We start from the raw sequence: 22217 nt of genomic DNA, 5'->3' as shown, positions 1-22217 counted from the left end.
GGGACGGCCCGCAAGAGCGTCCAATCTTTTATTGCTATTACCTGATTCCCGGATTGAATCGATCGGAACGCGGTGAATGTCGGTTCGATTCGTGGATCAATTGATAGCCTTTTGGGATTGGACGTCATCGGCAAAAGCAGACATCATCCGCTCCACATCGGAAACGAACACCACGGAGCACGCGAATTGAAGCCGAGCATTCTGCAACTGAACCCCATCCTCGTACCGGCCATCAACGACAAACTGGATACGCTCTACACGATGCATCGCCTGTTCGAGCAGGACGACAAGGACGCGTATATCCGCGAGCATGGTGCGTCGATTCGCGGCGTGATCACCGGCGGGCATACGGGCATTTCGAATGAACTGATCGGGCGTTTGCCGGCATTGCAGGTGATCGCGGTGAACGGCGTGGGCACGGATGCCGTCGATCTCGAATTCGCGCGTTCGCGCGGCATTCCGGTGACGGGCACGTTCGGCGCATTGACCGAGGACGTGGCCGATCTCGCGATCGGTCTGATCCTCACCACGCTGCGCGAAATCTGCCCCGGCAACGCCTTCGTGAAGAACGGCAAGTGGGTGACGAACCCAAGCCCGAGCGCGATTCCGTTGTCGCGCCGCTTTAGCGGCAAGCGCGTGGGTATCGTGGGCCTCGGCAAGGTGGGCCGCGCGATCGCGCAGCGTGCCGCCGCGTTCGGCTGTCCGATCGCCTATACCGACGTGCGCGCGATGGACGATGTCGATTATCGCTTCGTGCCGGATCTGCTGTCGCTCGCGCGTGAGAGCGATATCCTCGTGCTCGCCGCCGCCGCCGATAAAGCGAAGGGCATTGTGAACGCCGCCGTGCTCGATGCACTGGGCAAGGAGGGTTATCTCATCAATATCGCGCGCGGCAAGCTCGTGGTGGAAAGCGATCTCGTCGAAGCGCTGTCGCGCGGCGCGATCGCGGGCGCGGGCCTCGACGTGTTCGTCGACGAACCCAATGTGCCCGTCGAACTGTTCGAGATGGATAACGTCGTGCTGCAGGCGCATCGCGCGAGCGCCACGGTCGAATCGCGCACGGCGATGGGCGAGATGGTGCTCGCGAGTCTCGCTCAGGGTCTCGCGGGACAACGTCCGGAAGGCAGCCTGACGACCTGACGCGCGTTGAGCATGTGCGGGGCGAACATATAATGATCGGCTATCACTTCAACGTCGATTACGAATGCTCGATCTCGGACAAGTGCGTTGCTTCGTCGCCGCCGCGACGGAGCTGAACTTCAGGCGCGCGGCCGCGCTGCTCAACATGACGCAGCCGCCGCTTTCCAGGCAGATTCATCTGCTCGAAGAGAACCTGGGCGTAAAGCTGTTCGAGCGCGTCGGCCGCACGGTCAAGCTGACCACGGAAGGGCGCGTGTTTCTCGCGGACGCGACGCGCCTGCTCAATCTCTCGGAGCAGGCCGAAAGCACCGTGCGCCGCGCGAGCAAGGGCAAGACAGGGCGCGTGCGTATCGGCTTCACGGGAGCGGCGGGATATGAGCTGATTCCGGAGTTGCTCGTCGCGGCGAAGCACGATCTGCCGGATATCGATGTGGTCCTGCTCGAAATGATCTCAGTCGCGCAGATCGAAGCATTCGAGGCGAATGCCATCGATCTCGGTTTCATGCGGCCGCTGCCATCGCGGCAGAAAGTAGAGTTTCTTCTCGTCGATCGCGAGCCGCTGATCGCCGCGCTGCCTGCGGGACACGAGCTATGCCGCTTCGATCGACTCGAACTGAAGCACTTGCACGAGCAGGCGTTCATCATGCATTCGCCCACGCACGGCAAATACTTCTACGACCGCATCATGGGCATGCTCGTCGCGGATGAAGTGAAGCCGCATTTCACGCAATACATCGATCAGACACCGACCATTCTGTCGCTCGTTCGCGCGGGATTGGGCGTTTCGATTCTTCCGGCATCGTCGCAACGGTTTCACTACGACAATGTCGAGTTCAGGGACATTGCCGGCAATGCCGTTCAGGCGGAAATGAGCATGGCATGGCGCACCGATCAGGACAATCCCGCCGTCACGGCCTTTCGGCACATGGCGGCGGAATACTTCGCTAAGCGGCGCGCGTGATTGCGCGTGCGGTCGCATCGATCGCGGCGCTGGCTTTATCGATGATTTCATCGATCTCGTCATGCGTGACGACGAGCGGCGGCGACAGCAACATGCGATCGTGACTGGCGCGCATCACGAGATTGCCCGCGAACGAGAAGTCGCGGCATATCGTGCCGATGTCATCGTCATTGGCGAAGCGCTTGCGCGTCGCACGATCTTCGGCAAGCTGAATGCCCGCGACGAGCCCCGCGCCCGCGATCTCGCCGACTATCGCGTGATCTGCCAGCGTCTCCCGCAGGCGCATCTGGAAGTAAGGCCCCATATCGTCTTTCACACGCGCGACGATGCCTTCGTCTCTCAGCAGCTTCAGATTGGCCACGGCGACGGCGGCCGCGACCGGATGCCCCGAATACGTGAAGCCGTGGTTGAACTCGCCGTTGTTCACGATGGCATCCGCGATGGCATCGGATAGCGCGACCGCGCCCATCGGCACATAGCCGCTCGTGAGGCCCTTGGCCATCGTGATGACGTCAGGCTCGAAGCCGAAGTGCTCGTGCGCGAACCATTCGCCCGCGCGCCCGAATCCGCCGATCACTTCATCGGCAATCAGCAGCACATCGTGCTTGCGGCAGATGCGCTCGATCTCGGGCCAATAGCTCGATGGCGGAAAGATCACGCCGCCCGCGCCCTGAAACGGCTCGCCGATGAACGCCGCGACGTTCTCGGCGCCGAGCTCCAGAATCTTCGCTTCGAGCTGGCGCGCACGCGCGAGGCCGAATGCATCGGCGTCCATCACGCCGCCTTCGCCGAACCAGTACGGCTGATCGATATGCGCGACGTGCTCCATCTTCGACGGCATTTGCTCGTGCATATAGCTCATGCCGCCGAGCGTGGCGCCCGCGATGGTCGAGCCGTGATAAGCATTCATGCGCGCGATCACATGACGCTTCTTCGGCTTGCCTTGCAGGGCCCAATAGCGATGCACCGCGCGCAGCGCCGTATCGTTCGCTTCCGAGCCGCTGTTGCAATAGATAAAGCGGTTGAATTTCGCGGGCGCGAGTTCGGCAAGCAACGCGGAAAGCTCGATCACCGGCGGATGCGTTGTCTTGAAGAACGTGTTGTAGTAGGGCAGTTCATGCATCTGCTTCAGCGCGGCATCGGCGAGTTCGCGGCGGCCATAGCCCACATTGACGCACCATAGCCCGGCCATGCCGTCGATGATGCGATTGCCCTCCGAATCCCACAGATACACGCCCTCGGCCTTCACGATCACGCGGCTGCCCGCGCGATTGAGCGCGCCCATGTCGGAGAACGGATGCAGATGATGCGCGGCATCGAGCGCGCGGTAATGTGCCGTCGAGTCGATTCGATCGTTCATGTCGTCGTCTCCTGAGATCAAACGTGCAGCAGCAGATGCTTGCGTTCCCACGAGCTGATCACGCGGAAGAACGCTTCGTATTCGGTTTCCTTCAGCGCGAGATAGGCGCGCACGAACTTCTCGCCGAACATGTCGGCGAGCGGCTCGCAAGCGCCCATTAGCGTGAGGCCTTCATCGAGATTGCGCGGCAATTGATACGGCTGGCGATAGCCGTCGCTCGCGAGCGGCTCGGTTGGCTCCAGATGCTGCGTCATGCCGAGATAGCCCGCGGCCAGCGTCGCGGCGATCGCGAGATACGGATTGCAGTCCACGCCCGGAATGCGGTTCTCGATGCGCCGTGCCTGCGGCGACGAATGCGGCACGCGAAAGCCTACGGTGCGGTTGTCGTAGCCCCATTGCACGTTGATCGGCGCGGCCATGAAGCGCGAAAGCCTGCGATACGAATTGATATATGGCGCGAAGATCGGCATGAGCGCGGGCGTGTACTTCTGCAAGCCCGCGATATAGCTGTAGAAGAGGCCGGTCGGCTCGCCTTCGCGGCCGGTGAAGAGATTACGCCCCGTCTCTTCGTCGACGAGGCTCTGATGCACGTGCATGGCCGAGCCCGGCTCGTTTTCCATCGGTTTGGCCATGAAGGTCGCGTACATCTTGTGACGCAGCGCCGCTTCGCGCACCGTGCGCTTGAAGAGAAACACGCGGTCGGCGAGATTGAGCGCATCGCCGTGCATGAAGTTGATCTCCATCTGCGCCGCGCCGACTTCGTGAATCAGCGTGTCGACTTCGAGCTCCTGCACCTCGCAGTACTCGTAGATGTCTTCGAAGAGCGGATCGAACTCGTTCACGGCATCGATCGAATAGGCCTGACGTCCCGTTTCCGCGCGTCCCGTTCTGCCGACGGGCGGTTGTAGCGGCAAGTCCGGATCGCGGTTCATGTCGACGAGAAAGAACTCGAGCTCGGGCGCGACGACCGGCCGCCAGCCCTTCGCCGCGAACTTTTGCAGCACTTGCCGCAGCACGCCGCGCGGCGAAATCGCGACGGGCGTGCCGTCGAAATGCACGCAATCGTGGATGACCTGCGCGGTCGGATCGACGGCCCATGGAATCAGGCGGATCGTCGCGGGATCGGGCACGCAGACCATGTCGGGATCGGTGAGGCCGGTGAAGCTGCCGTCGTCGGGATAGTCGCCCGTGACGGTCTGGATCATCACCGCTTGCGGCAGGCGCATCGATTCGCCGGATTCGAACTTGCTGCGCGGAATGATCTTGCCGCGCGCGGTGCCCGCCATGTCGGGAATGATCGCTTCGACCTCGGTGATGTGATGCTTTCGCAGGAATTCGTCGATGCGTTCCATTTCGTTCTCTCGTTTTGAACAGGCGCACGTTTCCCGGCCCTCGCGACGTATCGCAAAGGCGCGAAGAAAGAAGGCGCGCGCGATTCACGCGTGCAGGCGCACGCGCGCGGACCGGTCAGCAGGCGTTGGGGAAGAGAGAAGAGGCGCTACGGCAGCAGCGAAGCTGCGCCGACGCAATGTACGGCGATGAACGCGCGCGCGGAAACGGCATTACGACGCCGCACGCTGCGGCAAGACAGAATGGTGGAATCCGACAGGAAGCGGCGATCGGGAATCATGCCGCAGCGATCGGCGCAGGAGCGGCGTAAGCTCCGACGTGCCAGAGGGCTTTGGACTTTCACGATAACACTCGTTTGGCGAGTTGATTGGCAGAGCAATGCCGATGCCGACAATTGCCCTTCAACGAGCATATACGAGACATAAACGCCGTCAATACGTTTTTTCCATCGGTCGCGCGTGATGCATTTTTGGCTGTACGCGGAGTTGCTTGCGCAATTCATCGATAATGTCGGCTCTTTCGCCTGGAAACACCGCTTCGAGCCCGATGCTCTCCAACCTGCTCGTCCAACTCGTCAACGGCTTAGCCGATGCCTGCGCGCTCTTTCTCGTCGCCTCGGGCCTGTCGCTCATCTTCGGTGTCACGCGCATCGTCAACTTCGCGCACGGCTCGCTGTACATGCTCGGCGTGTATGTCGCGTATAGCCTGACGAGCCGCTTCGGAGAAAGCGTCGCGGGCTTCTGGGCGTCGGTCGCCGGGGCGGCGCTCTTCGTCGGCGCGATCGGCGCGGCAATCGAAGTGAGCGTGCTGAGGCGCATCTATCGCGCGCCCGAGCTCTTTCATCTGCTCGCCACGTTCGCGCTCGTGCTGATCATTCGCGATGCCGCGCTCTGGCTGTGGGGGCCGGAAGATCTGTTCGGCCCACGCGCGCCGCATCTGGAAGGCGCCGTGCAGATGCTCGGCCATGCGCTGCCCACATACGATCTCGCGCTGATCGTCATTGGCCCGCTCGTTCTGCTCGCGCTCTGGTATGCGCTCACGCGCACGCGCTGGGGCACGCTCGTGCGGGCGGCGAGCGCGGATCGCGAGATGCTCGGCGCACTCGGCGTCAATCAGGCGTGGCTCTTCACCGGCGTGTTCTTCGTCGGCGCTTTGCTCGCGGGACTGGGCGGCGCGCTGCAGGTGCCGCGCATGTCCGCGAATCTGTCGCTCGATCTGGAGACCATCGGCAATGCGTTCGTCGTCGTCGTGGTCGGCGGCATGGGCTCGATTCCGGGCGCGTTCGTCGCGGCATTGCTGATCGCCGAAATCAAGGCGATGTGCATCGGCATCGGGCATGTGTCGATTGCGGGCATCGACTTCTCCTTGTCGAAGTTCACGCTCGTCGCCGAATTCGTCGTGATGGCCGTCGTGCTCGTGCTGCGTCCGTGGGGGCTCTTCGGCCGCGCGCAAGCGATCGCGCGTTCCGCCGCGCCCGCCGATCAACCCCTTCGCCCCGCGACGCGCACTATGAAGCTCGCCGCGCTCATCGTCGTGATCGCGCTTGCGCTCGCGCCGCTCGCAGCCGATGCGTTTCCGTACATGCCCGTGCTCTTCGTCGAGATCATGATCGCCGTGCTGTTCGCCGCGAGCCTGCACTTCATCATGGGGCCGGGCGGCATGCACTCGTTCGGCCACGCCGCTTACTTCGGCCTCGGCGCATACGGCGCGGCGTTGTTCCTCAAGGTCTTCGCGTTGCCCATGGAAGCCGCGCTCGTGCTCGGCCCGCTCATCGCGGGCATCGGCGCGATCGTGTTCGGCTGGTTCTGCGTGCGCCTGTCGGGCGTTTATCTCGCGATGCTCACGCTTGCGTTCGCGCAGATCGTCTGGTCGGTCGTCTTTCAATGGGATGCGGTCACGGGCGGCAGCAACGGCATATTGGGCATCTGGCCTGCGCCGTGGCTAGCGTCGCCCGTCGCGTTCTATTACCTCACGCTCGTGTTCGCCGTGCTCGGCGTCTGGCTATTGCGCCGCATGGTGTTCTCGCCGCTCGGCCTCGCGATGCGCGCGGGCCGCGATTCGCCCTTGCGCGCCGAAGCGATCGGCGTGAATGTCGCGCGCGTGCAGTGGGCCGCGTTCGTCGTCGCAGCGCTCGTATGCGGACTCGCGGGCTCGCTCTATGCGTTCTCGAAGGGCAATATCTCGCCCGAAGCGATCAGCGTGGGCCGCTCCGTCGATGGCCTCGTGATGGTCCTGCTCGGCGGCATTCAGACACTCGCCGGTCCGATCGTCGGCGCGGGCGTGTTCACGTGGCTTCAGGATACCGTCGCGCGACAGACCGATTACTGGCAGGCGCTGCTCGGCGCCGCGATCCTGATACTCGTCATCGCATTCCCGCAAGGTATCGCGGGCTTCGTGCGTGAGCGCTTCTTCAGGGAGGCGCAATGACGCTGCTTTCCGTCGCGCATCTCTCGAAGTCCTTCGACGGCGTGCAGGCCGTCGACGACGTCACGTTCGATCTCGAAGCGGGGCAACTGCTCGCGCTGATCGGCCCGAACGGCGCGGGCAAGTCGACATGCTTCAACATGATCAACGGGCAACTCAGGCCGACATCGGGCGCGATCCGTTTCGACGGCCACGATATCGCCGGCATGCGTCCGCGCGATATCTGGCGTCGCGGCGTGGGCCGCACGTTTCAGATCGCCGCGACCTTCAATTCGATGACCGTGCTCGAAAACGTCCAGATGGCATTGCTTTCGCATGAACGGCGCATCTACAGTTTGTTCGGCCGCGTCGCGTCATGGAGGGAAGATGAGGCGATGGCCTTGCTCGACCTCGTCGGCATGGCCGCGCACGCGCGCCGCAGTTGCGCGGTGCTCGCCTATGGCGATGTGAAGCGCGTCGAGCTGGCTATCGCGCTTGCGAACCGTCCGAAGCTTCTTCTGATGGACGAGCCGACCGCGGGCATGGCGCCGCAGGAGCGCAATGAGTTGATGGCGCTCACCGCGCGTCTCGCGAAGGAGCGGAGCATCGGCGTGCTGTTCACCGAGCACAGCATGGACGTGGTGTTCTCTCATGCGGACAAGCTGATCGTGCTGGCACGCGGCCGCCTCATCGCACAAGGCGATGCCGAAGCGATCCGCAACGATTCGCGCGTGCGCGAGGTGTATCTCGGCACGGGCGCATCGTTCTCGCCGCGCGCGGTGTTGGGCACGGGAGCATCGTCATGACGCTTCTGAAAGTCGACGCGCTGAATGCGTTTTATGGCCGCGCACAGATACTCTTCGATGTCGGCTTCGAAGTCGGGCACGGCGAAGTGGTGGCGCTGATGGGCCGCAACGGCGCGGGCAAATCCACGACGATGAAGGCCGTGATGGGCCTCTTGCCACGCATCTCGGGCGCGGTGTCGTTCATGGGCGAGAACATCGCCGGCATGGCGCCGCATCGCATCGCGCGAAGGGGTTTGGGCTACGTGCCCGAGGATCGCCGCGTGTTCGGCGATCTGACCGTGATGGAGAATCTCGACACGGGCCGCCAGCCGCCGCGCGAGCACGCGCCGCTATGGACGCCGGAAAAGCTTTTTCGCGTGTTCCCGAATCTCGGCGAGATGCGCAATCGCCGCGCGAGCCGCATGAGCGGCGGCGAGCAGCAAATGCTCACGGTCTCTCGCACGCTGATGGGCAATCCGCGCCTCGTGTTGCTCGACGAGCCATCGGAAGGTGTCGCGCCCGTCATCGTCGAGCAGATGGCCGATATGATTCTCGAACTGAAGCGCGAAGGACTCGCGATTCTTTTGTCCGAGCAGAACCTGCACTTCGCGGAACTCGTCAGCGACCGTGTCTATGTGCTTGAGAAAGGACAGGTGCGCCATGAAGGCGCGATGAACGCATTCGCCCGCGACGATGCCGCGCGCCGCGAGTTTCTGGGTGTTTGAAACGAATTCGAAAGAGGAGATGACTACATGACGATCCGCGCAGGCACGACGATGCGCCTCACCATTCTGGCAACGGCGGCAAGCCTGAGTTTTGCCGCTCACGCCGACACCATCAAGATCGGCGAGATCAACAGCTACAAGGCGCAGCCTGCGTTTCTCCTGCCGTACAAGAACGGCTGGAATCTCGCGCTCGACGAGATCAACGCGGCGGGCGGCATCAATGGCAACAAGCTCGAAGTCGTCTCGCGCGATGACAACGGCAATCCCGGCGACACGGTTCGCGTCGCGCAGGAGCTCGTCACGCGCGAGCAGGTGAAGCTGCTGTTCGGCGGCTATCTGTCGAACACGGGTCTCGCGCTCGCGGACTATGCGAAGCAGCGGCGCATCTTCTTTCTCGCGGCCGAGCCGCTCACCGACAAGATCGTCTGGCAGGACGGCAACAAGTACACGTATCGCCTGCGCCCGTCGACGTATATGCAGGTCGCGATGCTCGTGCCCGAAGCCGCGAAGCTCAAGAAGAAGCGCTGGGCGCTCGTGTACCCGAACTATGAATATGGACAGTCGGCGGTGGCCACGTTCAAGCGCTTGCTGAAGGCCGCGCAGCCGGATGTCGAGTTCGTCGCGGAGCAGGCGACGCCGCTCGGCAACGTCGATGCGGGCGCCGTGACGCAGGCACTCGCCGACGCGAAGCCCGACGCCATCTTCAACGTGCTTTTCAGCGCGGACCTCGGCAAGTTCGTGCGCGAGGGCAACACGCGCGGGCTCTTCAAGGATCGCGCTGTCGTGTCGTTGCTGACGGGCGAGCCGGACTATCTCGATCCGCTCGGCAAGGAGGCGCCGGTCGGCTGGATCGTGACGGGCTACCCGTGGTATTCGATCGACACGCCCGCGAACAAGAAATTCGTCGCCGCGTATCAGGCGAAGTATCACGACTATCCGCGCCTGGGCTCGGTTGTCGGCTATACGGCGATGATGTCGATCGCCAATGGCCTCAAGAAGTCCGGCTCGCCCGATGCCGACAAGCTCGCTGCCGCGTTCAAGGGCCTGCCCGTCGATACGCCGTTCGGTCCTATCACGTACCGCAAGCAGGACAATCAATCGACGATGGGCGCGTATGTCGGCGTGACGGGCCTGAAAGACGGCAAGGGCGTGATGACGTCGTTCCGTTACGTCGACGGCGCGAGCGTGCAGCCTTCGGACGAGGAAGTGAAGAAGCTGCGGCCGGCGGACTAATCCTTGGGAAAGGGCTTGCTGAAGAATCTGGAACCGGCAAGCCCGAAGCGCCACGGCACGTCCATCGCCTTGCTGATGCCGATGCGGGGTCCGTGGACGATGGAGAAATCTTCCTCCGGCGGCTCGATACGAAACGGCGCTTCGAGCAGCGACATGCCGTTGTTCCTGTGCGTGATGCCGAGTGCCTGCGCGACGCGGCCCGGCCCCGAACATAAAAGTCTGATCGGCTCGAGCCCGCGCCGCTCGCGCATTGCGTCGATGCCGACAAGCGGCTCGATCGCGCGGATCAGCACGCCGGCGCCGTGGCCCGCTTCGCGGCACACGAAGTTCAGGCACCAGTGAATGCCGTAGGAACGGTAGACATAGGCATGCGCGGGCGGCCCGAACATTGCTGCATTGCGCGGTGTCGGACCGGAAAAGCTGTGCGAGGCGGGATCTTCGCGGTCATAGGCTTCCGTTTCGACGATGCGGCCGCCGACACCGTCGACGGTCACGATCGCGCCGATCAGGCGTTGCGCGACTTCGTCGGACGGCGCGTGGAAATCGATGGGTTTGGGCTTCCTGTTCACAAGCGTTATTCTAGCCGCGCCGTCCCGCAACCGACCCCCGACGATCAGGAGACGCCGAATGAAAACTTCGTGGTTCCTCAAGTTCTCGAATGCGCTCGCGCAAAAGGCGGGCCGCGCATCGACCTTCGTGATCGCGGTGGTGCTCGTGGCCGTCTGGGGCATATCCGGGCCGCTCTTTCACTTCAGCGATACATGGCAGCTCGTTATCAACACGTCGACGACAATCGTCACGTTCCTGATGGTCTTCCTGATCCAGAACACGCAAAACCGCGACACCGCGGCGATGCAGATCAAGCTCGATGAACTCATTCGCGCTGTCGATAAAGCGCATAACGCGCTGCTCGATCTGGAAGAGCTCGACGAAAAGGAGCTCACGGTGTTTCGCAAGCGCTATGAGAAGCTCGCGCAGGAGGCGCGCGACAACTTGCGCGCGCCGAGCAGCGACATCGACATGCCTTCGTTCGAGCGCGAGCGAAAGCTTCCCGGCGAAGGGTCGCGGTAGCAGGGCGGGCGCATGGCTGCATTCGAGGCGCGTCGTCCGTGCGGACGGCAGGCCTCAGTTCACCAGACGCGGAGGCAAATAAGCACCGTAGTAAGGGCCGACCTGCCCGTTGCCCGCCGTCGGGATCTTGTAGCCGGGGTCGAAATAGCCCGTGATGTATTTGCTGTTGCCCTGCCAGTTGGAATCGACGATATGGAATGCGGCGAACGCCACGACCTTCTGCGACGCCGTCGAGGACGCGTCGGCCACGACTGGCATGACCACCGTGGCGCCTACGAGACTGGTGTTCTGTTTCACGTCCTTGTAAAGCGATGCCTTGACGCCGGTGTCGGTCACGAGATTGATCAGATCGTTGATGCTCACGGGGTTCGAGTTCATCAGATTCTGTACGGTGCTCGCGCCGCTGTTGCCGGTTCCAAGGTTGGTCCACTGGGCTGTCGATGAACAGCCGGAGGGGGGCGTTCCGCCATCGCCGATCTTGACCTGAGTCTTCGTCCCGAGCTTCAGGTAGTACTGGGCCATGCAATCACTGAGCGCCATCGGGAAGAGGCCTTTCGCCGCGATCATTCCCGGCCCGGACACCATTGCGACAGCCGTAGCGCTGACCGCACCGCTCTTCATGCCGAAAAGAGGCGCCAGAAAATAGCTGACCGAACCGCCATTGAGCCCCGGCGCACGTGAGACAGTCACCTGGACGGCGGCCGTGTCATTGTTTCCCGGAACGATCGTCGTCGGCTGCATCTGCGCGGGGATGCCGGTTATGTTCCAGTATCCGGTTTTCACTGACGTGGGATTGGAGTCTTGCAGCGTGATGCCGTCGGAGCGGTTCATCGCGACCGAGCGCGAGGCGACCGTCTGCGCGGTGGTCCAGTTCGGACTTGTGCTACTTGCGGAGAACAACGAAGCCGCGCCCGCGAGGGATGCAGCATCGGCGGCGGTCTGCAGTTCGGCCTGGGCCGCGTACAAATGTCCGATGTCCACGGCCAGGGCGCCCGCCGCCATCGTCATGAGCAATACGATCGGCATCGAGAATGCCATCACGCCACGCTGGCGGCGAAGGCTGCCCACACTGTTCGACGGGGTGCGCACTCGCCGGCCGCTCACTCCCCGTTGCAGGGTCTTCCCGTGGCGCGGGCAGCGCAGCTCATTGCGCGGTTCAGTACGCTGATCATTACGCGGCTCATTACGCGGCTCATTCATAGTTCATCACCGCCGTTGCGTTCAGGGTGACCGGACCGGTCAGCGCGCTGAACGCCGAGCCGATGAGCAACCCGTTATAGGTATAGGACATCGTAACGACGAGCTGCTTGTTCCCCCACGCGTCGGTCTGATTCGTCGGCGTGGCTGACGCTCCAGTGCTGGCACGGCCGCTCACGAGCAGGCTGTTCGCCGTATTTTTGGCAACGGTGGCAACGTCGACGGTCGAGCCGACCACGATCCCCGCTCTCGCTGCCGTTCGGGCGGCTGTGACGAGTGCAGCCTTGTCGTACATCATCAGGCTGAAGTCCAGTACGCCGACCAGAATCATGATGACGAACGGAAACAGGATGACGAATTCCAGCGCGACGCTTCCGCCCTCCGCGACAGCGTGCGGGCGCATTCGACGAGACCGGCTGCCGGCGAGACGATATTCGAGCTTACGCATGCTTGTGTTGTTTGTTCGGCAGAGACGTCGCTGTCGGCTGGCATCGGCTACGAGGCTAGCCAGCTTTCGCCGCGTGAAGGTTCGACCACATCGCACGCGGACAAATGCAACGACCTGCTTGGGTTAAAGGTAACGACGGGAATGCAAGTCAACTTGCACGGCAAGACATGCTCCTCATGAAAGCGGCCACGCTCCTGCGCTTTGCGGACTTCACTTGAGACTCGTCGTCATCACCTGAGCCGTGGGAACCGCGAGCGGCGCGTCGGGCTTCGCGGACGACACCGAAGACCCGCGCAGCGCCATGAGCGCGCGCTGGATCTCGTAGTAGCGCAGGTTGTCCTCGACGGATGCCTTCGGCAGATCGCGCGACAGAATCTCGGCAGCCGCTTCCTTGTTGCCGAGCAGCCCGTAGGCGAGGGCGAGGTCCTGGCGCGCCTGCGGCGGCGCGCCCGGGAAGCGCGTCACGTCGAGCAGCACGTTCGCGCCCTCGCGCGGGTCCCCGCCGAGAATCAGGGAGAGCCCGAGATTCACGGAAAGCATCGGATCGCCGGGGTTCTTCTTCAGCGCCTGCCGCAGCAGTGCCTGCGCGCCCTTGTGGTCGCCCGACATGTCGAGCGCGGCGCCCAGGCCTGCCGAGGCGAGCGGATCGTCCGGCGTCAGCGCGAGCAGACCCCTGTACGTGACGATGGCGTCATCGAAGCGGTGCTGGCGCATCGCGACGCGCGCGAGCCCGATGAGCGGCAAGCGCGCATTCGCATCGATCTTGCTGGCGCGATCGAAATAAACGCCCGCCCGCGTGAAGTCGCCCACCGTGTAGAGCGTGTTGCCGAGGCCGCTCAGCGCCGCGACCGAATTCGGGTTCGCCTGCAACGCTTTCTCGTAGAGCGTGGTGGCGAGTTCGACGTTGCCCGAATCGAGCGCCGTGTCCGCGATGCGCAACTCGCTCATCGCGCTCGGCGCCGAATTGCGCGTGACGGGGCGAGTGTCGAGGATCTGATGGGTCGTGGTCGTCGTCGTGCAGGCGCCCAGCGCGATCACGAGCGTTGCGCAACACGCACCGAGGCCGAGCCGGCGCAGCGCCGGAAGGGTAATGTGTCGGGTCTTCATTTCTTCGCGAAGAAGCTCATGAGTTGAATGACGGACGGACCCGCGGCGATCAGCATCACGGCGGGAAGGATGAAGAGCATCATGGGTACGACCATCTTGGGCGCGAGCTTGGCCGCCTTTTCTTCGAGCGAGACGATGTGCGCGAGCCGTTCGGTGTGCGAGAGCGTGCGCAATGCCTGAGTGATCGGCGTGCCATATCGCATGGACTGCGTGAGCGTGCTGATCAGCGCGCGGATCGAGGGCAGGTCGATGCGCTCGGCGAGCGCCTGCAGTGCGCGCGTGCTGTCCCCTGAGAGCTTCAGCTCGTCGGCGGTCAGCCCGAACTCGTCCGAAAGCGGCGGACAGATAGTCTTCATTTCGTTCGCGACACGCCGGATCGAAACACCGAGGCTGTTGCCCGCGTTCGTGCAGATGACGAGCAGATCCAGGGCGTCGGGCAGGCACGACGCCATCGCCTTGCGCCGCTTCGACGCCAGGAACATGAGCACGTACTCCGGCAGGATCATGCCGACCACGAACACGAGCAGCATCATGATGCCGCGCGCGGCCGGATAGCCGCCGACCACGGGAACGCGCGAGCCGAGCATCACAGCGAACGCGGCGCAGATGAGCCCGACGACGAACTTGATCGCGAGCAGCACCGACACCGCCGACTGGCTGCGATAGCCGCTGCTGACCATCTGCCTGCGCAGCTTTTCGCGGTACTTGGCGTCGAAGAGCGGCAGGCGGTCGCCCAGGCGCGCGAGGCGTTGCGCGAAGCGTGCGATGACGCCGTCGTCGTCATCGTCGTCGGGAACCGACAAGGCTTCATTGCGCTGCATGACCGCCGCCTGCCGCGTGCGCTCGGCGATGCGCCCGCGCTGCCCGCCGTGCTTGGTCGCCCACAGGATGAAGATCGCGACCAGGAGCGCGAGCAGCATCAGCAGGTTGACGAGTGTCTCGAAGTTATCCTGGCTCATCGCGAAGTATCCAGTTTCGACATCTTGTGAACGACGCTGAGCCCGATCACGAGCGCGAACGCGGCGAACATGAGCACGTTATGGCCGGGCGCCGTATCGAACAGAATCATCAAATACGGGCGGTTGAACGCATACAGGCTGGCCATGATAAGGAAAGGAATCGCGGCGAGGATCTTCGTCGTGATGCGCGCCTCGCCGGTCAGCGCCTTGGTTTTCTGGCGAATTTCGCGGCGCTTGCGCACGATGCCCGCGAGGTTCTCGAGCGTCTCGCCGAGCTGCCCGCCGGTCTCGCGCTGCAGCAGCAGACAGACGCAGAAGAACGAGAAATCCGCGATGCCGATGCGCGCGACCGCGGTATCGAGCACCTCCTCGAGATCGAGACCGACCTTCAGCGCGTCGCCCATCAGCCTGAATTCGCTCTTGAGCGGCTCGGGGCATTCGTTGGAGGCGAGGCCCATCACGTGCGTCACGGGCACGCCCGAGCGTACCGCGCGCACGATCAGGTCGATCAGGTCGGGAAAGCCCTCGAGAAAGCGGCGCTTGAAGCGCTCGACGAGAAACCGGTATGACTGGGTCACGCCGAGCACCGGCAGCCCGATCACGAGCACCGGCTTCACGATGGGCGACAGCGGCAGCAGGTTCGACATCAGCAGCGCGGCGAGCTCCGCGACGACCCCAGTGACGATCACCACGCGCAGCCCGTTCGCGCCGGCCACGGTCTTGAGTCGCGCGATCTTCGGGCCGAACCAGCGGCCGACGATATTGTCGTAATGACTGATGGCGAAGAGGTCGGGATCGTGCCGCGGGTCGCGCGTCTTGAGGCCGTCCGCGGGAAACGCTTCCCGCACGCGCGCCTGGATGCGCGCGTCGGGACGCTGCTTGCGCATGTCCTGCATCACGAACCCCATGATGCCGAGCAGCATCACGACGACGAAGGTGCAGAACGCGATCAGGTCGACGGGGATCATGGCCGCATGGCCTCCAGCAGCGCGTCTTCGAGGCCGTAGTACGCGGCGCGCGCGGCGAAGGCCGGCCGCACCGCCACGGTTTCGAACATGCCCTTCACTTCCTCGCTGTACGCGCTCGCGTCGTAACGGAACGCGAACAGGTCCTGCGTGATGATGACGTCGCCTTCCATGCCGACGAGCTCGGTGATGCGTGTGACGCGCCGCATGCCGTCGCGCATGCGCTCGATCTGCACGATCATGTGCACCGCGCTCGCAATCTGGCGGCGGATCGACAAGAGCGGCAGGTTGCCGTTGGCCATCATGACCATCGACTCCAGACGCGTGATGCCGTCGCGCGGCGTGTTTGCGTGGATGGTGGTCATCGAGCCGTCGTGGCCGGTGTTCATCGCCTGCAGCACGTCGAAGGCTTCGGGGCCGCGCGTCTCGCCGAGGATGATGCGGTCCGGGCGCATCCGCAGCGCGTTGCGCACGAGGTCGCGCTGCGTCACCGCGCCGAGACCTTCCGCGTTTTCAGGCCGCGTTTCGAGACTCACGACATGCGGCTGCACGAGCTGCAGTTCGGCCGCATCCTCGATCGTCACCGTACGCTCGCCGTGACCGATGAAGTGCGACAACGCGTTGAGCAGCGTCGTCTTGCCCGAGCCCGTGCCGCCCGACACGATGACGTTGAGCCGACACGTGCTCGCGAGCTTGAGCACGGTCGCCATCGACGCGGAGAGGTTGCCCTGCTGCGCCATGCGGTGCAGCGTGATGTTGCGCTTCGAGAACTTGCGGATCGAGATCGACGCGCCATGGATCGCGAGCGGCGGCAGCACGACATTCACGCGGCTGCCGTCGGAGAGGCGTGCGTCGACCATCGGGCTGCTTTCGTCGACGCGCCGCCCGACGCCCGCCGCGATGCGCTGCGCGACGTTGACCACGTGCGTGTTGTCGCGGAACTTGCAATTGGTGAGTTCGAGCCGCCCGTGCCGCTCGACCCACACCTGGTCGGGACCGTTCACGAGCACGTCGGTGATGGTGTCGTCGGCGAGCAGCGGCTCGATCGGACCGAGTCCGAACATGTCGTTCAACAGTTCGCCGACGATCTGCATCTGCTCCGCGATGGTGATGTTGAGCCGTTCGCGCTCCGCCACGTCCAGCACGAGCTGCTCGACGCCGGGCTTCATCTGCTCGCGCGTCTTGCCCACGGCGGCGGACGGATTCATCGAGGCGAATACGCCGTTGCGGATCACCTTGAAGAGGTCCGAGCGCACCAGCACGTCGCTGCCTTCGGGCGGGCGCGGCGCGGGCGCGGGCGGCGGCGCCTCGGCGGCCGGCGCGGCTTCGGCGCCGGGGACCGCGTCCGCGTCGGCCGATGGTCGGGAAACCTGCTTCTGTCCGAACATCAGCTTCTCCTGAGCTTGAGCTTCTGGAAGAACGTGCGTTCGGCGTTCGTCTGCTGGCCGGTGAGGTCGGCGCCGATGCGCGTGATCATCTGGTTGAAGCCGTTCACCGCTTTTTCCTTCGGTGCCTCGCCGAGGTTCTCGGCCGTCGAGAGCGCCTTGGCCTCGAACGGAATCTCGTACAGCACGGTGCGCCCGATCGCCGTCATGAAGTCGTTCGGCTGCACCTTGCCGCTCGTCGCGGCGTTCGGGTTGTTCAGCAGCAGCGAGGTCGGCGGATTGTTGTCGCGGTCCTCGATATGGCGCAGCAGGCGAATCGTCTCGCGGGTCGAATGCACCGAGCGGTCCGCGACCACATAGACGCGCGCGGCGTGATCGAAGGCTTCCTCCGCGAGCGGGTCGGTCACCGTGCCCACGTCGAGGATGACGTAGTGGAAGCTGTCGCACAGCAGTTCGAGCACGCGCGGCAGCGCGCCCGGCGCGAACGGCCGCGCGGCGCCGTATTCCAGTTCCGCGGACAGCATGAAGAGCCGGCTGCCCTTGGCGACGAGCGTGCGCTCCACGTATTGCGGATCGAGCCGATGCACGTTCTGCAGCACGTCGATGAGCCCGTTGTTGCTCTGCAGCCCGAGCATCGAGTTGGCCGCGCCGCCGCGCAGGTTCAGATCGACATAGGCAACGCGGCGATGCGTGTCCTCCGACAGATGGCGCGCGACGTTGAGCGCGAGCGTCGTCACGCCCACGCCGCCGCGCGAGCCCGCGAACGCGATCGTCTTGCCGGCGCGCGCGAGCATGACAGGGCTCACCTTGCCTTCGGAGACGTTGACGGTGCGCTTGAGCAGCTCGACGGTGACCGGCTTGACGAGGTAATCGCGCACGCCGATCTTGAGCAGGCTGCGGAACAGACCGACGTCGTTGCGCTCGCCGAGCGCGACGACCTGCACCGACGGCTCGCACACTTCCGCGAGACGCCCGAGGTCCGAAAGGGGCATCACCGAGTCCTGCAGATCGACCAGGAGGAACAGCGGCGAGCGGTCCATCTTCGCGACGTGGGCGATGGCATCGTCGACATTGCCGATCATGACATGCGCGTGAGGCATGGCCTGCTCGAGCACGAAGCTCTTCACGATCTGCTCGACCTTGCGATCCGAGACGAAAGCGATGAAGTCCGCGTTGCGCGTGCCGGATTTGGTCTTCAGGAGGGAGAACTCTGTGCTCATGTTTGGCTGGGTCCGCGTCGGGCTTTGTCTTGTTGCGTCACTTGCTGTCGCGTGAGGTCGTCTTGTCGAGCGTGATCACGCGCTCGGTTTCATAGCGGCGCACCGCGCTCGCCGCCACGGCCGCGTCCGCCGGGCCGAGCGTTTGCGGATGCACGGCGTCCTCCGGATGCGCGAGCTGCTCGGCCAGATTGGTGTAGGTCGCGCAGCCCCATTGCATGCTCGGGCGGCGAATGCCGGCGTCTGTGAGCAGCGAGGGGCGGGTGAGGCTGTCGCAATTGGGCGGCACCGCCGTTTTGCCGTCGTAGCCGATCACGGACTCGTTCGGCATGCCGACCGGCGGCTTGAGACAGCCGCTGGCGGCCACGGCGAACACACCGGCGAGAAGGAGCGAAAAGAGTCGTGTGTGTTTCATGACGGGCTCAATAGACGTAGCCGGCCGCGCCGACGAGACGGGGCTGTCCGGCCTCGGCCGGCGCGCCGTTGTTCTGGCGGCGGAAGCTGTATTCGACCTCGCTCGAAGGCGAGATCAGCGATTCGAGGGGCGTGCGCAGCTTCGACGGATCGGTTGGCTCGACGAGATACGGCGTGACCATGATCACGAGCTCGGTCTTGTTGTTCTGGTAACTCGTCGACGAAAACAGTCTGCCGAGAACCGGAATCGAGCCGATGCCCGGCAACTGCGAAACGATGTCGCTGGTATTGCTCTGCAGCAGGCCGCCGATCGCGAAGCTCTGGCCGCTGGCGAGCTCGACGGTCGTGTCCGCGCGCCGCACGGAGAGCCCCGGCACGGTGATGCCGCCGGTCGTCACGCTCGCGCTCGTGTCGATCTGGCTGACTTCCGGACGCACCTTCAGGCTGATGCGGCGATCGTTGAGCACGGTCGGCGTGAAATCGAGCTTGACGCCGAACTGCTTGAACTCGACAGTGATCGCGCCATTGACCTGCGAGACGGGAATCGGAAACTCGCCGCCCGCGAGAAAGCTGGCCGTCTGGCCCGACAGCGCAACCAGATTCGGCTCGGCGAGCACGGTCAGCAGGCCTTCCTGGTTCAGCGCGTCGATGAGCGCGCGGATATCCGTGTTGTTCGTCTTGAACGCGCCGAGGATCGAGAACGCGTTGTTGGTGGGCAGGTTCACCGTACCGCCGGTGGTGATCGCGCGGCCGCTGAAGATGCCGCCGTAGAAGTTGCCGGCGGCGTTGCCGATTGCCTGCCAGTTGATGCCGAGCTGCTGCGTGATATTGCGGTCCACTTCGGTGATGCGCACGCGCAGCTGCACCTGCAGCGGACGGTCGACCGTCATGCGGTTGATGAGCACTTCCTTGTCGCCGAGATACGGCGTCACGGCCTGCACGATGGCGTCCGCGTCGGCGGGCGTGACCGCCTGGCCCGTGAGTTCCAGCGAGCCTTGTCCCGTCGCGACGCGCACGTTCGCGTTAGGGAAGCGCGCGGCGAGCATGGCGCGCAGCGTGACCATGTCGCGCGTGACGACGACCGTGCGCTGCGCCAGCGGCTTGTTGTTCGCGCCGAGCACGTAGAGCGTCGTCGTACCGGCTTTCTTGCCGAGCACGAACACCGTGCGAGGCGAGGGGACGTGCACGTCGGCGACGACCGGGTCGGCGACGAAGACCGACGTGGCGTTTTCGTTCAGTTGCAGCATCGTGCCCTTGCCCGCGTCGAGCATGAGCGGCGCCTGCGCACTGGCGTAGCGCATCGGATCGGCCATGCCGGGGCGAGTCACGTTGACGGCGCGCGCGGGCGCCGCCGCGCCGGCGTAGGCTTGCATGGACTCGGGCTGCGCCGCTTGCGCGGATTGCGCCATGCTGGCGGCCAGGAGCGCCGCGCACGCCAGGATGGACACGGCTGGCGTTCTTTCGGTGCGGCTTGTATCGAACAGCATTTTCATGAATGTGGATCCTGGCGATGGCATGCCCTTGAGCGTTGGCACGATGTCAGCGCTCTGCGGGTACGGTCGGCAGCGGCGGAACGCCCTGACCGGCGCCGCCGGCCTGCGCGATGCTCGTGTCGGACTTCTGCGAGCCGCGATAAATCGTGACGGGGCGCGCCATGGCGGGCGCCGCAGCCGGCATGGCAGCCGGCGCGGACCGCGCGCGCGGCAGTTCGCGCACCGCGCGCGAGATGTCGCCGGCCCAGATGGGCGCGCGTTCGGCAGGGGCCGAAGCGACTTCGGGCGCCGATGCCGCCGGATCGCGGTTGACCGTGGCGAAGCTGCGCAGCGCGAGCGACAGACTGCCGAGCCGCGCCGCGACCGCGACCACCTCGCCCATGCGCGGCGTGACTTCGAGCGTGACCGTGCGGGCGCGGACCACGGCGGGAGGGTCGTTGGTATTGCCGGTATCTTTCGGGCGCTTGATCTCAGAGCCGACCGCGAGCACGCGGACGTGCTCGACGACCGTCTCGCTCGACACCGAGTGGTCGGGAGAATCGGTGCGGCGCTCCATCTGCTGGGTGAGCAGCAGGTCGACGTAATCGCCCGGCTGGATCAGGCCCGCGTTGCCGGACACGTCGTCGACGGCGACCGACACGGCGCGCATGTCCGGCTTGAGCGTCGCGGCGAGAAAGCCCGGCGCGTTCGGCAGGATCACATCCTGTGCGACGAGCACGGTGTCGCCCGTCACGGGATGGCGCAGCAGCGCGCCCTTGAGGTCCGGCGCACTCGTGTCGCCGGAAACGATGGCGTTGGGCGGCAGATCCAGCTTGGGCATCTGCTTCCAGGCGAGGTCCTCGTCGCGCAGCAGCAGGCCTTGCGGCAGGTCGGCCGCACTGACCAGCACCTTCTCGGTCGTCACGGCGGGCTTCGACGGTTTCGAGGCGCTCGCGAGGACCACGCGCACGATCAGCGCGATCAGAAGTGCGCCGACGAGGAGCACGGAGAATTTGATGATGTTGGACATTGGGAATCCGTCCTATCGCGTCGAAATGAGGTGCAGCAGGGCAGGCAGCACGATGACGAGGCCGCCGCCGAAGGCGAGCGCCACGCCGTACGGAACGCCCCGCGCCGCCGAGAACATCGCGAGCGCGCGCAGCGGAACGAAGCGCTGATCCGGATTCATGTTGCGAGTGGCGAGGCTCACGAGCGCCACCACGGTGCCGATCACGGAGATCAGCGTCAGCGTGGCCAGCGACAGGCCGAACCCAACCCAGAGGAAGATCATCGAGGCGAGCTTGCCGTCGCCGCCACCGAGCAATTTCGCGGCGAAGAGCACCGCGCAGGCCAGAAAAACCACGACTGCGAGCAGCAGATGCGAGACGACATCGTCGATCGGCATGCCGGCGATGAACGCATCGACGAAAAACAGTGCGCCGATCGTGAGCACGATGGTCGTCGGCAGGCGTCGGAAGCGCACGTCGGCGATCGCGAGCCAGAGCAGTGCTCCCAGCACGACAAGACGAATGACGAGAGACGGTAAGTGCACGATGGACACGGTTTTGAGAGCACAGCCTTTGTCACATGAAAGTCCGGGCCAGGACGGCCCGGACCCCTGGCGCGATCGATCAGGCGCCTGCCGCGCTCTTGACCTTCGTGGTCAAGTTATTGAATACGTCCTGGAGGTTGGTGCTGAAGGTCGTGCCGACCAGCGTCAGCGCGACCACGACGATGCCAGCGAGGATTGCGTATTCCATGGCGCTGACGCCACGTTCGTCGCGCACGAAGGCTTTGAGAAGTTTTTGCATGTTGCTTCCTTGATGAGTGAGATAGGGCTTGCAGTGCTGCCAGGGGGACTTACCAACCGTTTTCGATCATATCCACGGGCGCCCTGGCCAAAAGTGAGAACAGAAGGCGAAACTGGCCTCATTTCTGATCGGCCCGGGTGCTGTGGATAAGCGCGTTAACGGCTTCCGTTCGGCGGGCTTTAATCGATTCGCACAGAAATGTCGCGGCTGCGGC

At 64.3% G+C, this 22217-nt stretch carries 23 protein-coding genes; 7 read left to right on the top strand and 16 right to left on the bottom strand.

Annotation, left to right across the window (positions count from 1 at the left end; translation table 11 throughout):
• The first annotated feature begins 186 nt into the window (after window positions 1-186).
• Together AC1Z32_RS31800 and AC1Z32_RS31795 are read left to right on the top strand one after the other, a co-directional pair.
• Window positions 187-1140, top strand: coding sequence for a 2-hydroxyacid dehydrogenase (locus tag AC1Z32_RS31800; protein ID WP_483482801.1), 954 nt, complete (start codon window positions 187-189; stop codon window positions 1138-1140).
• A 64-nt stretch (window positions 1141-1204) separates the two neighbouring features.
• Entirely contained in the window at window positions 1205-2101 is an 897-nt protein-coding gene (locus tag AC1Z32_RS31795; protein WP_483482800.1) for a LysR substrate-binding domain-containing protein, read from the top strand.
• On the opposite strand, the gene AC1Z32_RS31790 is transcribed toward AC1Z32_RS31795, so the two are convergent.
• The 3 genes from AC1Z32_RS31790 to AC1Z32_RS31780 all read right to left on the bottom strand — a co-directional run bounded on the left by AC1Z32_RS31790 (window position 2085) and on the right by AC1Z32_RS31780 (window position 5313).
• Complete coding sequence (locus AC1Z32_RS31790) at window positions 2085-3461, bottom strand: aspartate aminotransferase family protein (RefSeq protein ID WP_483482799.1); 1377 nt, start codon at window positions 3459-3461, stop codon at window positions 2085-2087. The two genes, AC1Z32_RS31795 and AC1Z32_RS31790, sit on opposite strands and share 17 nt — an antisense overlap.
• Window positions 3462-3478: 17 nt before the next feature.
• Window positions 3479-4813: a glutamine synthetase family protein gene (locus tag AC1Z32_RS31785; RefSeq protein WP_483482798.1), complete on the bottom strand. Its 1335-nt coding sequence runs from the start codon at window positions 4811-4813 to the stop codon at window positions 3479-3481.
• A 146-nt stretch (window positions 4814-4959) separates the two neighbouring features.
• Window positions 4960-5313 carry a hypothetical protein gene (locus AC1Z32_RS31780; RefSeq protein ID WP_483482797.1) on the bottom strand — a complete coding sequence of 118 codons (354 nt, stop codon included), beginning with the start codon at window positions 5311-5313 and terminating at the stop codon, window positions 4960-4962.
• Between the two features lie 44 nt (window positions 5314-5357).
• Between AC1Z32_RS31780 and AC1Z32_RS31775 the strand changes: the two genes are divergently transcribed.
• Genes AC1Z32_RS31775 through AC1Z32_RS31760 form a run of 4 tightly spaced genes read left to right on the top strand, consistent with a single transcriptional unit; the run spans window position 5358 to window position 9957 of the window.
• Window positions 5358-7238, top strand: coding sequence for an ABC transporter permease (locus AC1Z32_RS31775; RefSeq protein ID WP_483482796.1), 1881 nt, complete (start codon window positions 5358-5360; stop codon window positions 7236-7238).
• Window positions 7235-8020: an ABC transporter ATP-binding protein gene (locus AC1Z32_RS31770; protein WP_483482795.1), complete on the top strand. Its 786-nt coding sequence runs from the start codon at window positions 7235-7237 to the stop codon at window positions 8018-8020. The genes AC1Z32_RS31775 and AC1Z32_RS31770 overlap by 4 nt, the downstream gene beginning before the upstream one ends.
• On the top strand, window positions 8017-8724 hold the full coding sequence (locus AC1Z32_RS31765; RefSeq protein WP_483482794.1) for an ABC transporter ATP-binding protein: 708 nt from the start codon (window positions 8017-8019) through the stop codon (window positions 8722-8724). Before AC1Z32_RS31770 ends, AC1Z32_RS31765 begins: the two co-directional genes overlap by 4 nt.
• Window positions 8725-8751: 27 nt before the next feature.
• On the top strand, window positions 8752-9957 hold the full coding sequence (locus AC1Z32_RS31760) for an ABC transporter substrate-binding protein (RefSeq protein ID WP_483482793.1): 1206 nt from the start codon (window positions 8752-8754) through the stop codon (window positions 9955-9957).
• Here the strand turns inward: AC1Z32_RS31760 and AC1Z32_RS31755 are convergent.
• A complete protein-coding gene (locus AC1Z32_RS31755) occupies window positions 9954-10526 on the bottom strand; it encodes a DNA-3-methyladenine glycosylase (RefSeq protein WP_483482792.1) in 573 nt (190 codons plus the stop codon). The genes AC1Z32_RS31760 and AC1Z32_RS31755 overlap by 4 nt on opposite strands.
• Before the next feature lie 58 nt (window positions 10527-10584).
• Here AC1Z32_RS31755 and AC1Z32_RS31750 point away from each other — a divergent pair, with 58 nt between their 5' ends.
• A complete protein-coding gene (locus AC1Z32_RS31750; RefSeq protein WP_483482791.1) occupies window positions 10585-11028 on the top strand; it encodes a low affinity iron permease family protein in 444 nt (147 codons plus the stop codon).
• 54 nt (window positions 11029-11082) lie between these two features.
• Here the strand turns inward: AC1Z32_RS31750 and AC1Z32_RS31745 are convergent, their stop codons facing one another.
• The 12 genes from AC1Z32_RS31745 to AC1Z32_RS31690 all read right to left on the bottom strand — a co-directional run bounded on the left by AC1Z32_RS31745 (window position 11083) and on the right by AC1Z32_RS31690 (window position 22003).
• Window positions 11083-12228, bottom strand: coding sequence for a TadG family pilus assembly protein (locus tag AC1Z32_RS31745; RefSeq protein WP_483482790.1), 1146 nt, complete (start codon window positions 12226-12228; stop codon window positions 11083-11085).
• Window positions 12221-12673, bottom strand: coding sequence for a TadE/TadG family type IV pilus assembly protein (locus AC1Z32_RS31740; RefSeq protein ID WP_483482789.1), 453 nt, complete (start codon window positions 12671-12673; stop codon window positions 12221-12223). The genes AC1Z32_RS31745 and AC1Z32_RS31740 overlap by 8 nt, the downstream gene beginning before the upstream one ends.
• A 210-nt stretch (window positions 12674-12883) precedes the next feature.
• Window positions 12884-13780: a tetratricopeptide repeat protein gene (locus AC1Z32_RS31735; RefSeq protein ID WP_483482788.1), complete on the bottom strand. Its 897-nt coding sequence runs from the start codon at window positions 13778-13780 to the stop codon at window positions 12884-12886.
• Window positions 13777-14739, bottom strand: coding sequence for a type II secretion system F family protein (locus AC1Z32_RS31730; protein WP_483482787.1), 963 nt, complete (start codon window positions 14737-14739; stop codon window positions 13777-13779). The genes AC1Z32_RS31735 and AC1Z32_RS31730 overlap by 4 nt, the downstream gene beginning before the upstream one ends.
• On the bottom strand, window positions 14736-15707 hold the full coding sequence (locus AC1Z32_RS31725; RefSeq protein ID WP_483482786.1) for a type II secretion system F family protein: 972 nt from the start codon (window positions 15705-15707) through the stop codon (window positions 14736-14738). Before AC1Z32_RS31725 ends, AC1Z32_RS31730 begins: the two co-directional genes overlap by 4 nt.
• Window positions 15704-17092 carry a TadA family conjugal transfer-associated ATPase gene (locus AC1Z32_RS31720; protein WP_483482785.1) on the bottom strand — a complete coding sequence of 463 codons (1389 nt, stop codon included), beginning with the start codon at window positions 17090-17092 and terminating at the stop codon, window positions 15704-15706. Before AC1Z32_RS31720 ends, AC1Z32_RS31725 begins: the two co-directional genes overlap by 4 nt.
• A complete protein-coding gene (locus tag AC1Z32_RS31715) occupies window positions 17092-18309 on the bottom strand; it encodes a CpaE/TadZ family protein (RefSeq protein WP_483482784.1) in 1218 nt (405 codons plus the stop codon). Before AC1Z32_RS31715 ends, AC1Z32_RS31720 begins: the two co-directional genes overlap by 1 nt.
• A gap of 37 nt (window positions 18310-18346) precedes the next feature.
• Window positions 18347-18721 carry a CpaD family pilus assembly lipoprotein gene (locus AC1Z32_RS31710; RefSeq protein WP_483482783.1) on the bottom strand — a complete coding sequence of 125 codons (375 nt, stop codon included), beginning with the start codon at window positions 18719-18721 and terminating at the stop codon, window positions 18347-18349.
• Between the two features lie 7 nt (window positions 18722-18728).
• The gene (locus AC1Z32_RS31705; RefSeq protein WP_483483356.1) at window positions 18729-20093 is read right to left on the bottom strand and encodes a type II and III secretion system protein family protein; all 1365 of its coding nucleotides are present in this window, start codon (window positions 20091-20093) and stop codon (window positions 18729-18731) included.
• A 166-nt stretch (window positions 20094-20259) separates the two neighbouring features.
• Entirely contained in the window at window positions 20260-21222 is a 963-nt protein-coding gene (cpaB, locus tag AC1Z32_RS31700; protein ID WP_483482782.1) for a Flp pilus assembly protein CpaB, read from the bottom strand.
• Between the two features lie 12 nt (window positions 21223-21234).
• Window positions 21235-21744, bottom strand: a complete 510-nt coding sequence (locus AC1Z32_RS31695; RefSeq protein WP_483482781.1) for an A24 family peptidase — start codon at window positions 21742-21744, stop codon at window positions 21235-21237.
• A gap of 79 nt (window positions 21745-21823) precedes the next feature.
• Complete coding sequence (locus AC1Z32_RS31690; protein WP_483482780.1) at window positions 21824-22003, bottom strand: Flp family type IVb pilin; 180 nt, start codon at window positions 22001-22003, stop codon at window positions 21824-21826.
• Window positions 22004-22217: the final 214 nt, after the last annotated feature.

It is taken from the genome of Caballeronia sp. 11_S32 (assembly GCF_056930355.1).
Note: the sequence above shows the minus strand (reverse complement) of the source record. Positions and strands in the feature narration are given on the sequence as shown.

Bases quoted from the DNA above. Each gene is read 5' to 3' on its own strand.
- AC1Z32_RS31690 (WP_483482780.1), bottom strand. From the start codon at position 22,003: ATGCAAAAACTTCTCAAAGCCTTCGTGCGCGACGAACGTGGCGTCAGC.
- AC1Z32_RS31795 (WP_483482800.1), top strand. From the start codon at position 1,205: ATGCTCGATCTCGGACAAGTGCGTTGCTTCGTCGCCGCCGCGACGGAG.
- AC1Z32_RS31765 (WP_483482794.1), top strand. From the start codon at position 8,017: ATGACGCTTCTGAAAGTCGACGCGCTGAATGCGTTTTATGGCCGCGCA.
- AC1Z32_RS31735 (WP_483482788.1), bottom strand. From the start codon at position 13,780: ATGAAGACCCGACACATTACCCTTCCGGCGCTGCGCCGGCTCGGCCTC.
- AC1Z32_RS31725 (WP_483482786.1), bottom strand. From the start codon at position 15,707: ATGATCCCCGTCGACCTGATCGCGTTCTGCACCTTCGTCGTCGTGATG.
- AC1Z32_RS31740 (WP_483482789.1), bottom strand. From the start codon at position 12,673: ATGCGTAAGCTCGAATATCGTCTCGCCGGCAGCCGGTCTCGTCGAATG.
- AC1Z32_RS31715 (WP_483482784.1), bottom strand. From the start codon at position 18,309: ATGAGCACAGAGTTCTCCCTCCTGAAGACCAAATCCGGCACGCGCAAC.
- AC1Z32_RS31790 (WP_483482799.1), bottom strand. From the start codon at position 3,461: ATGAACGATCGAATCGACTCGACGGCACATTACCGCGCGCTCGATGCC.
- AC1Z32_RS31770 (WP_483482795.1), top strand. From the start codon at position 7,235: ATGACGCTGCTTTCCGTCGCGCATCTCTCGAAGTCCTTCGACGGCGTG.
- AC1Z32_RS31730 (WP_483482787.1), bottom strand. From the start codon at position 14,739: ATGAGCCAGGATAACTTCGAGACACTCGTCAACCTGCTGATGCTGCTC.
- cpaB (WP_483482782.1), bottom strand. From the start codon at position 21,222: ATGTCCAACATCATCAAATTCTCCGTGCTCCTCGTCGGCGCACTTCTG.
- AC1Z32_RS31750 (WP_483482791.1), top strand. From the start codon at position 10,585: ATGAAAACTTCGTGGTTCCTCAAGTTCTCGAATGCGCTCGCGCAAAAG.
- AC1Z32_RS31710 (WP_483482783.1), bottom strand. From the start codon at position 18,721: ATGAAACACACACGACTCTTTTCGCTCCTTCTCGCCGGTGTGTTCGCC.
- AC1Z32_RS31760 (WP_483482793.1), top strand. From the start codon at position 8,752: ATGACGATCCGCGCAGGCACGACGATGCGCCTCACCATTCTGGCAACG.
- AC1Z32_RS31775 (WP_483482796.1), top strand. From the start codon at position 5,358: ATGCTCTCCAACCTGCTCGTCCAACTCGTCAACGGCTTAGCCGATGCC.
- AC1Z32_RS31780 (WP_483482797.1), bottom strand. From the start codon at position 5,313: ATGAATTGCGCAAGCAACTCCGCGTACAGCCAAAAATGCATCACGCGC.
- AC1Z32_RS31785 (WP_483482798.1), bottom strand. From the start codon at position 4,813: ATGGAACGCATCGACGAATTCCTGCGAAAGCATCACATCACCGAGGTC.
- AC1Z32_RS31720 (WP_483482785.1), bottom strand. From the start codon at position 17,092: ATGTTCGGACAGAAGCAGGTTTCCCGACCATCGGCCGACGCGGACGCG.
- AC1Z32_RS31705 (WP_483483356.1), bottom strand. From the start codon at position 20,093: ATGCAAGCCTACGCCGGCGCGGCGGCGCCCGCGCGCGCCGTCAACGTG.
- AC1Z32_RS31745 (WP_483482790.1), bottom strand. From the start codon at position 12,228: ATGAATGAGCCGCGTAATGAGCCGCGTAATGATCAGCGTACTGAACCG.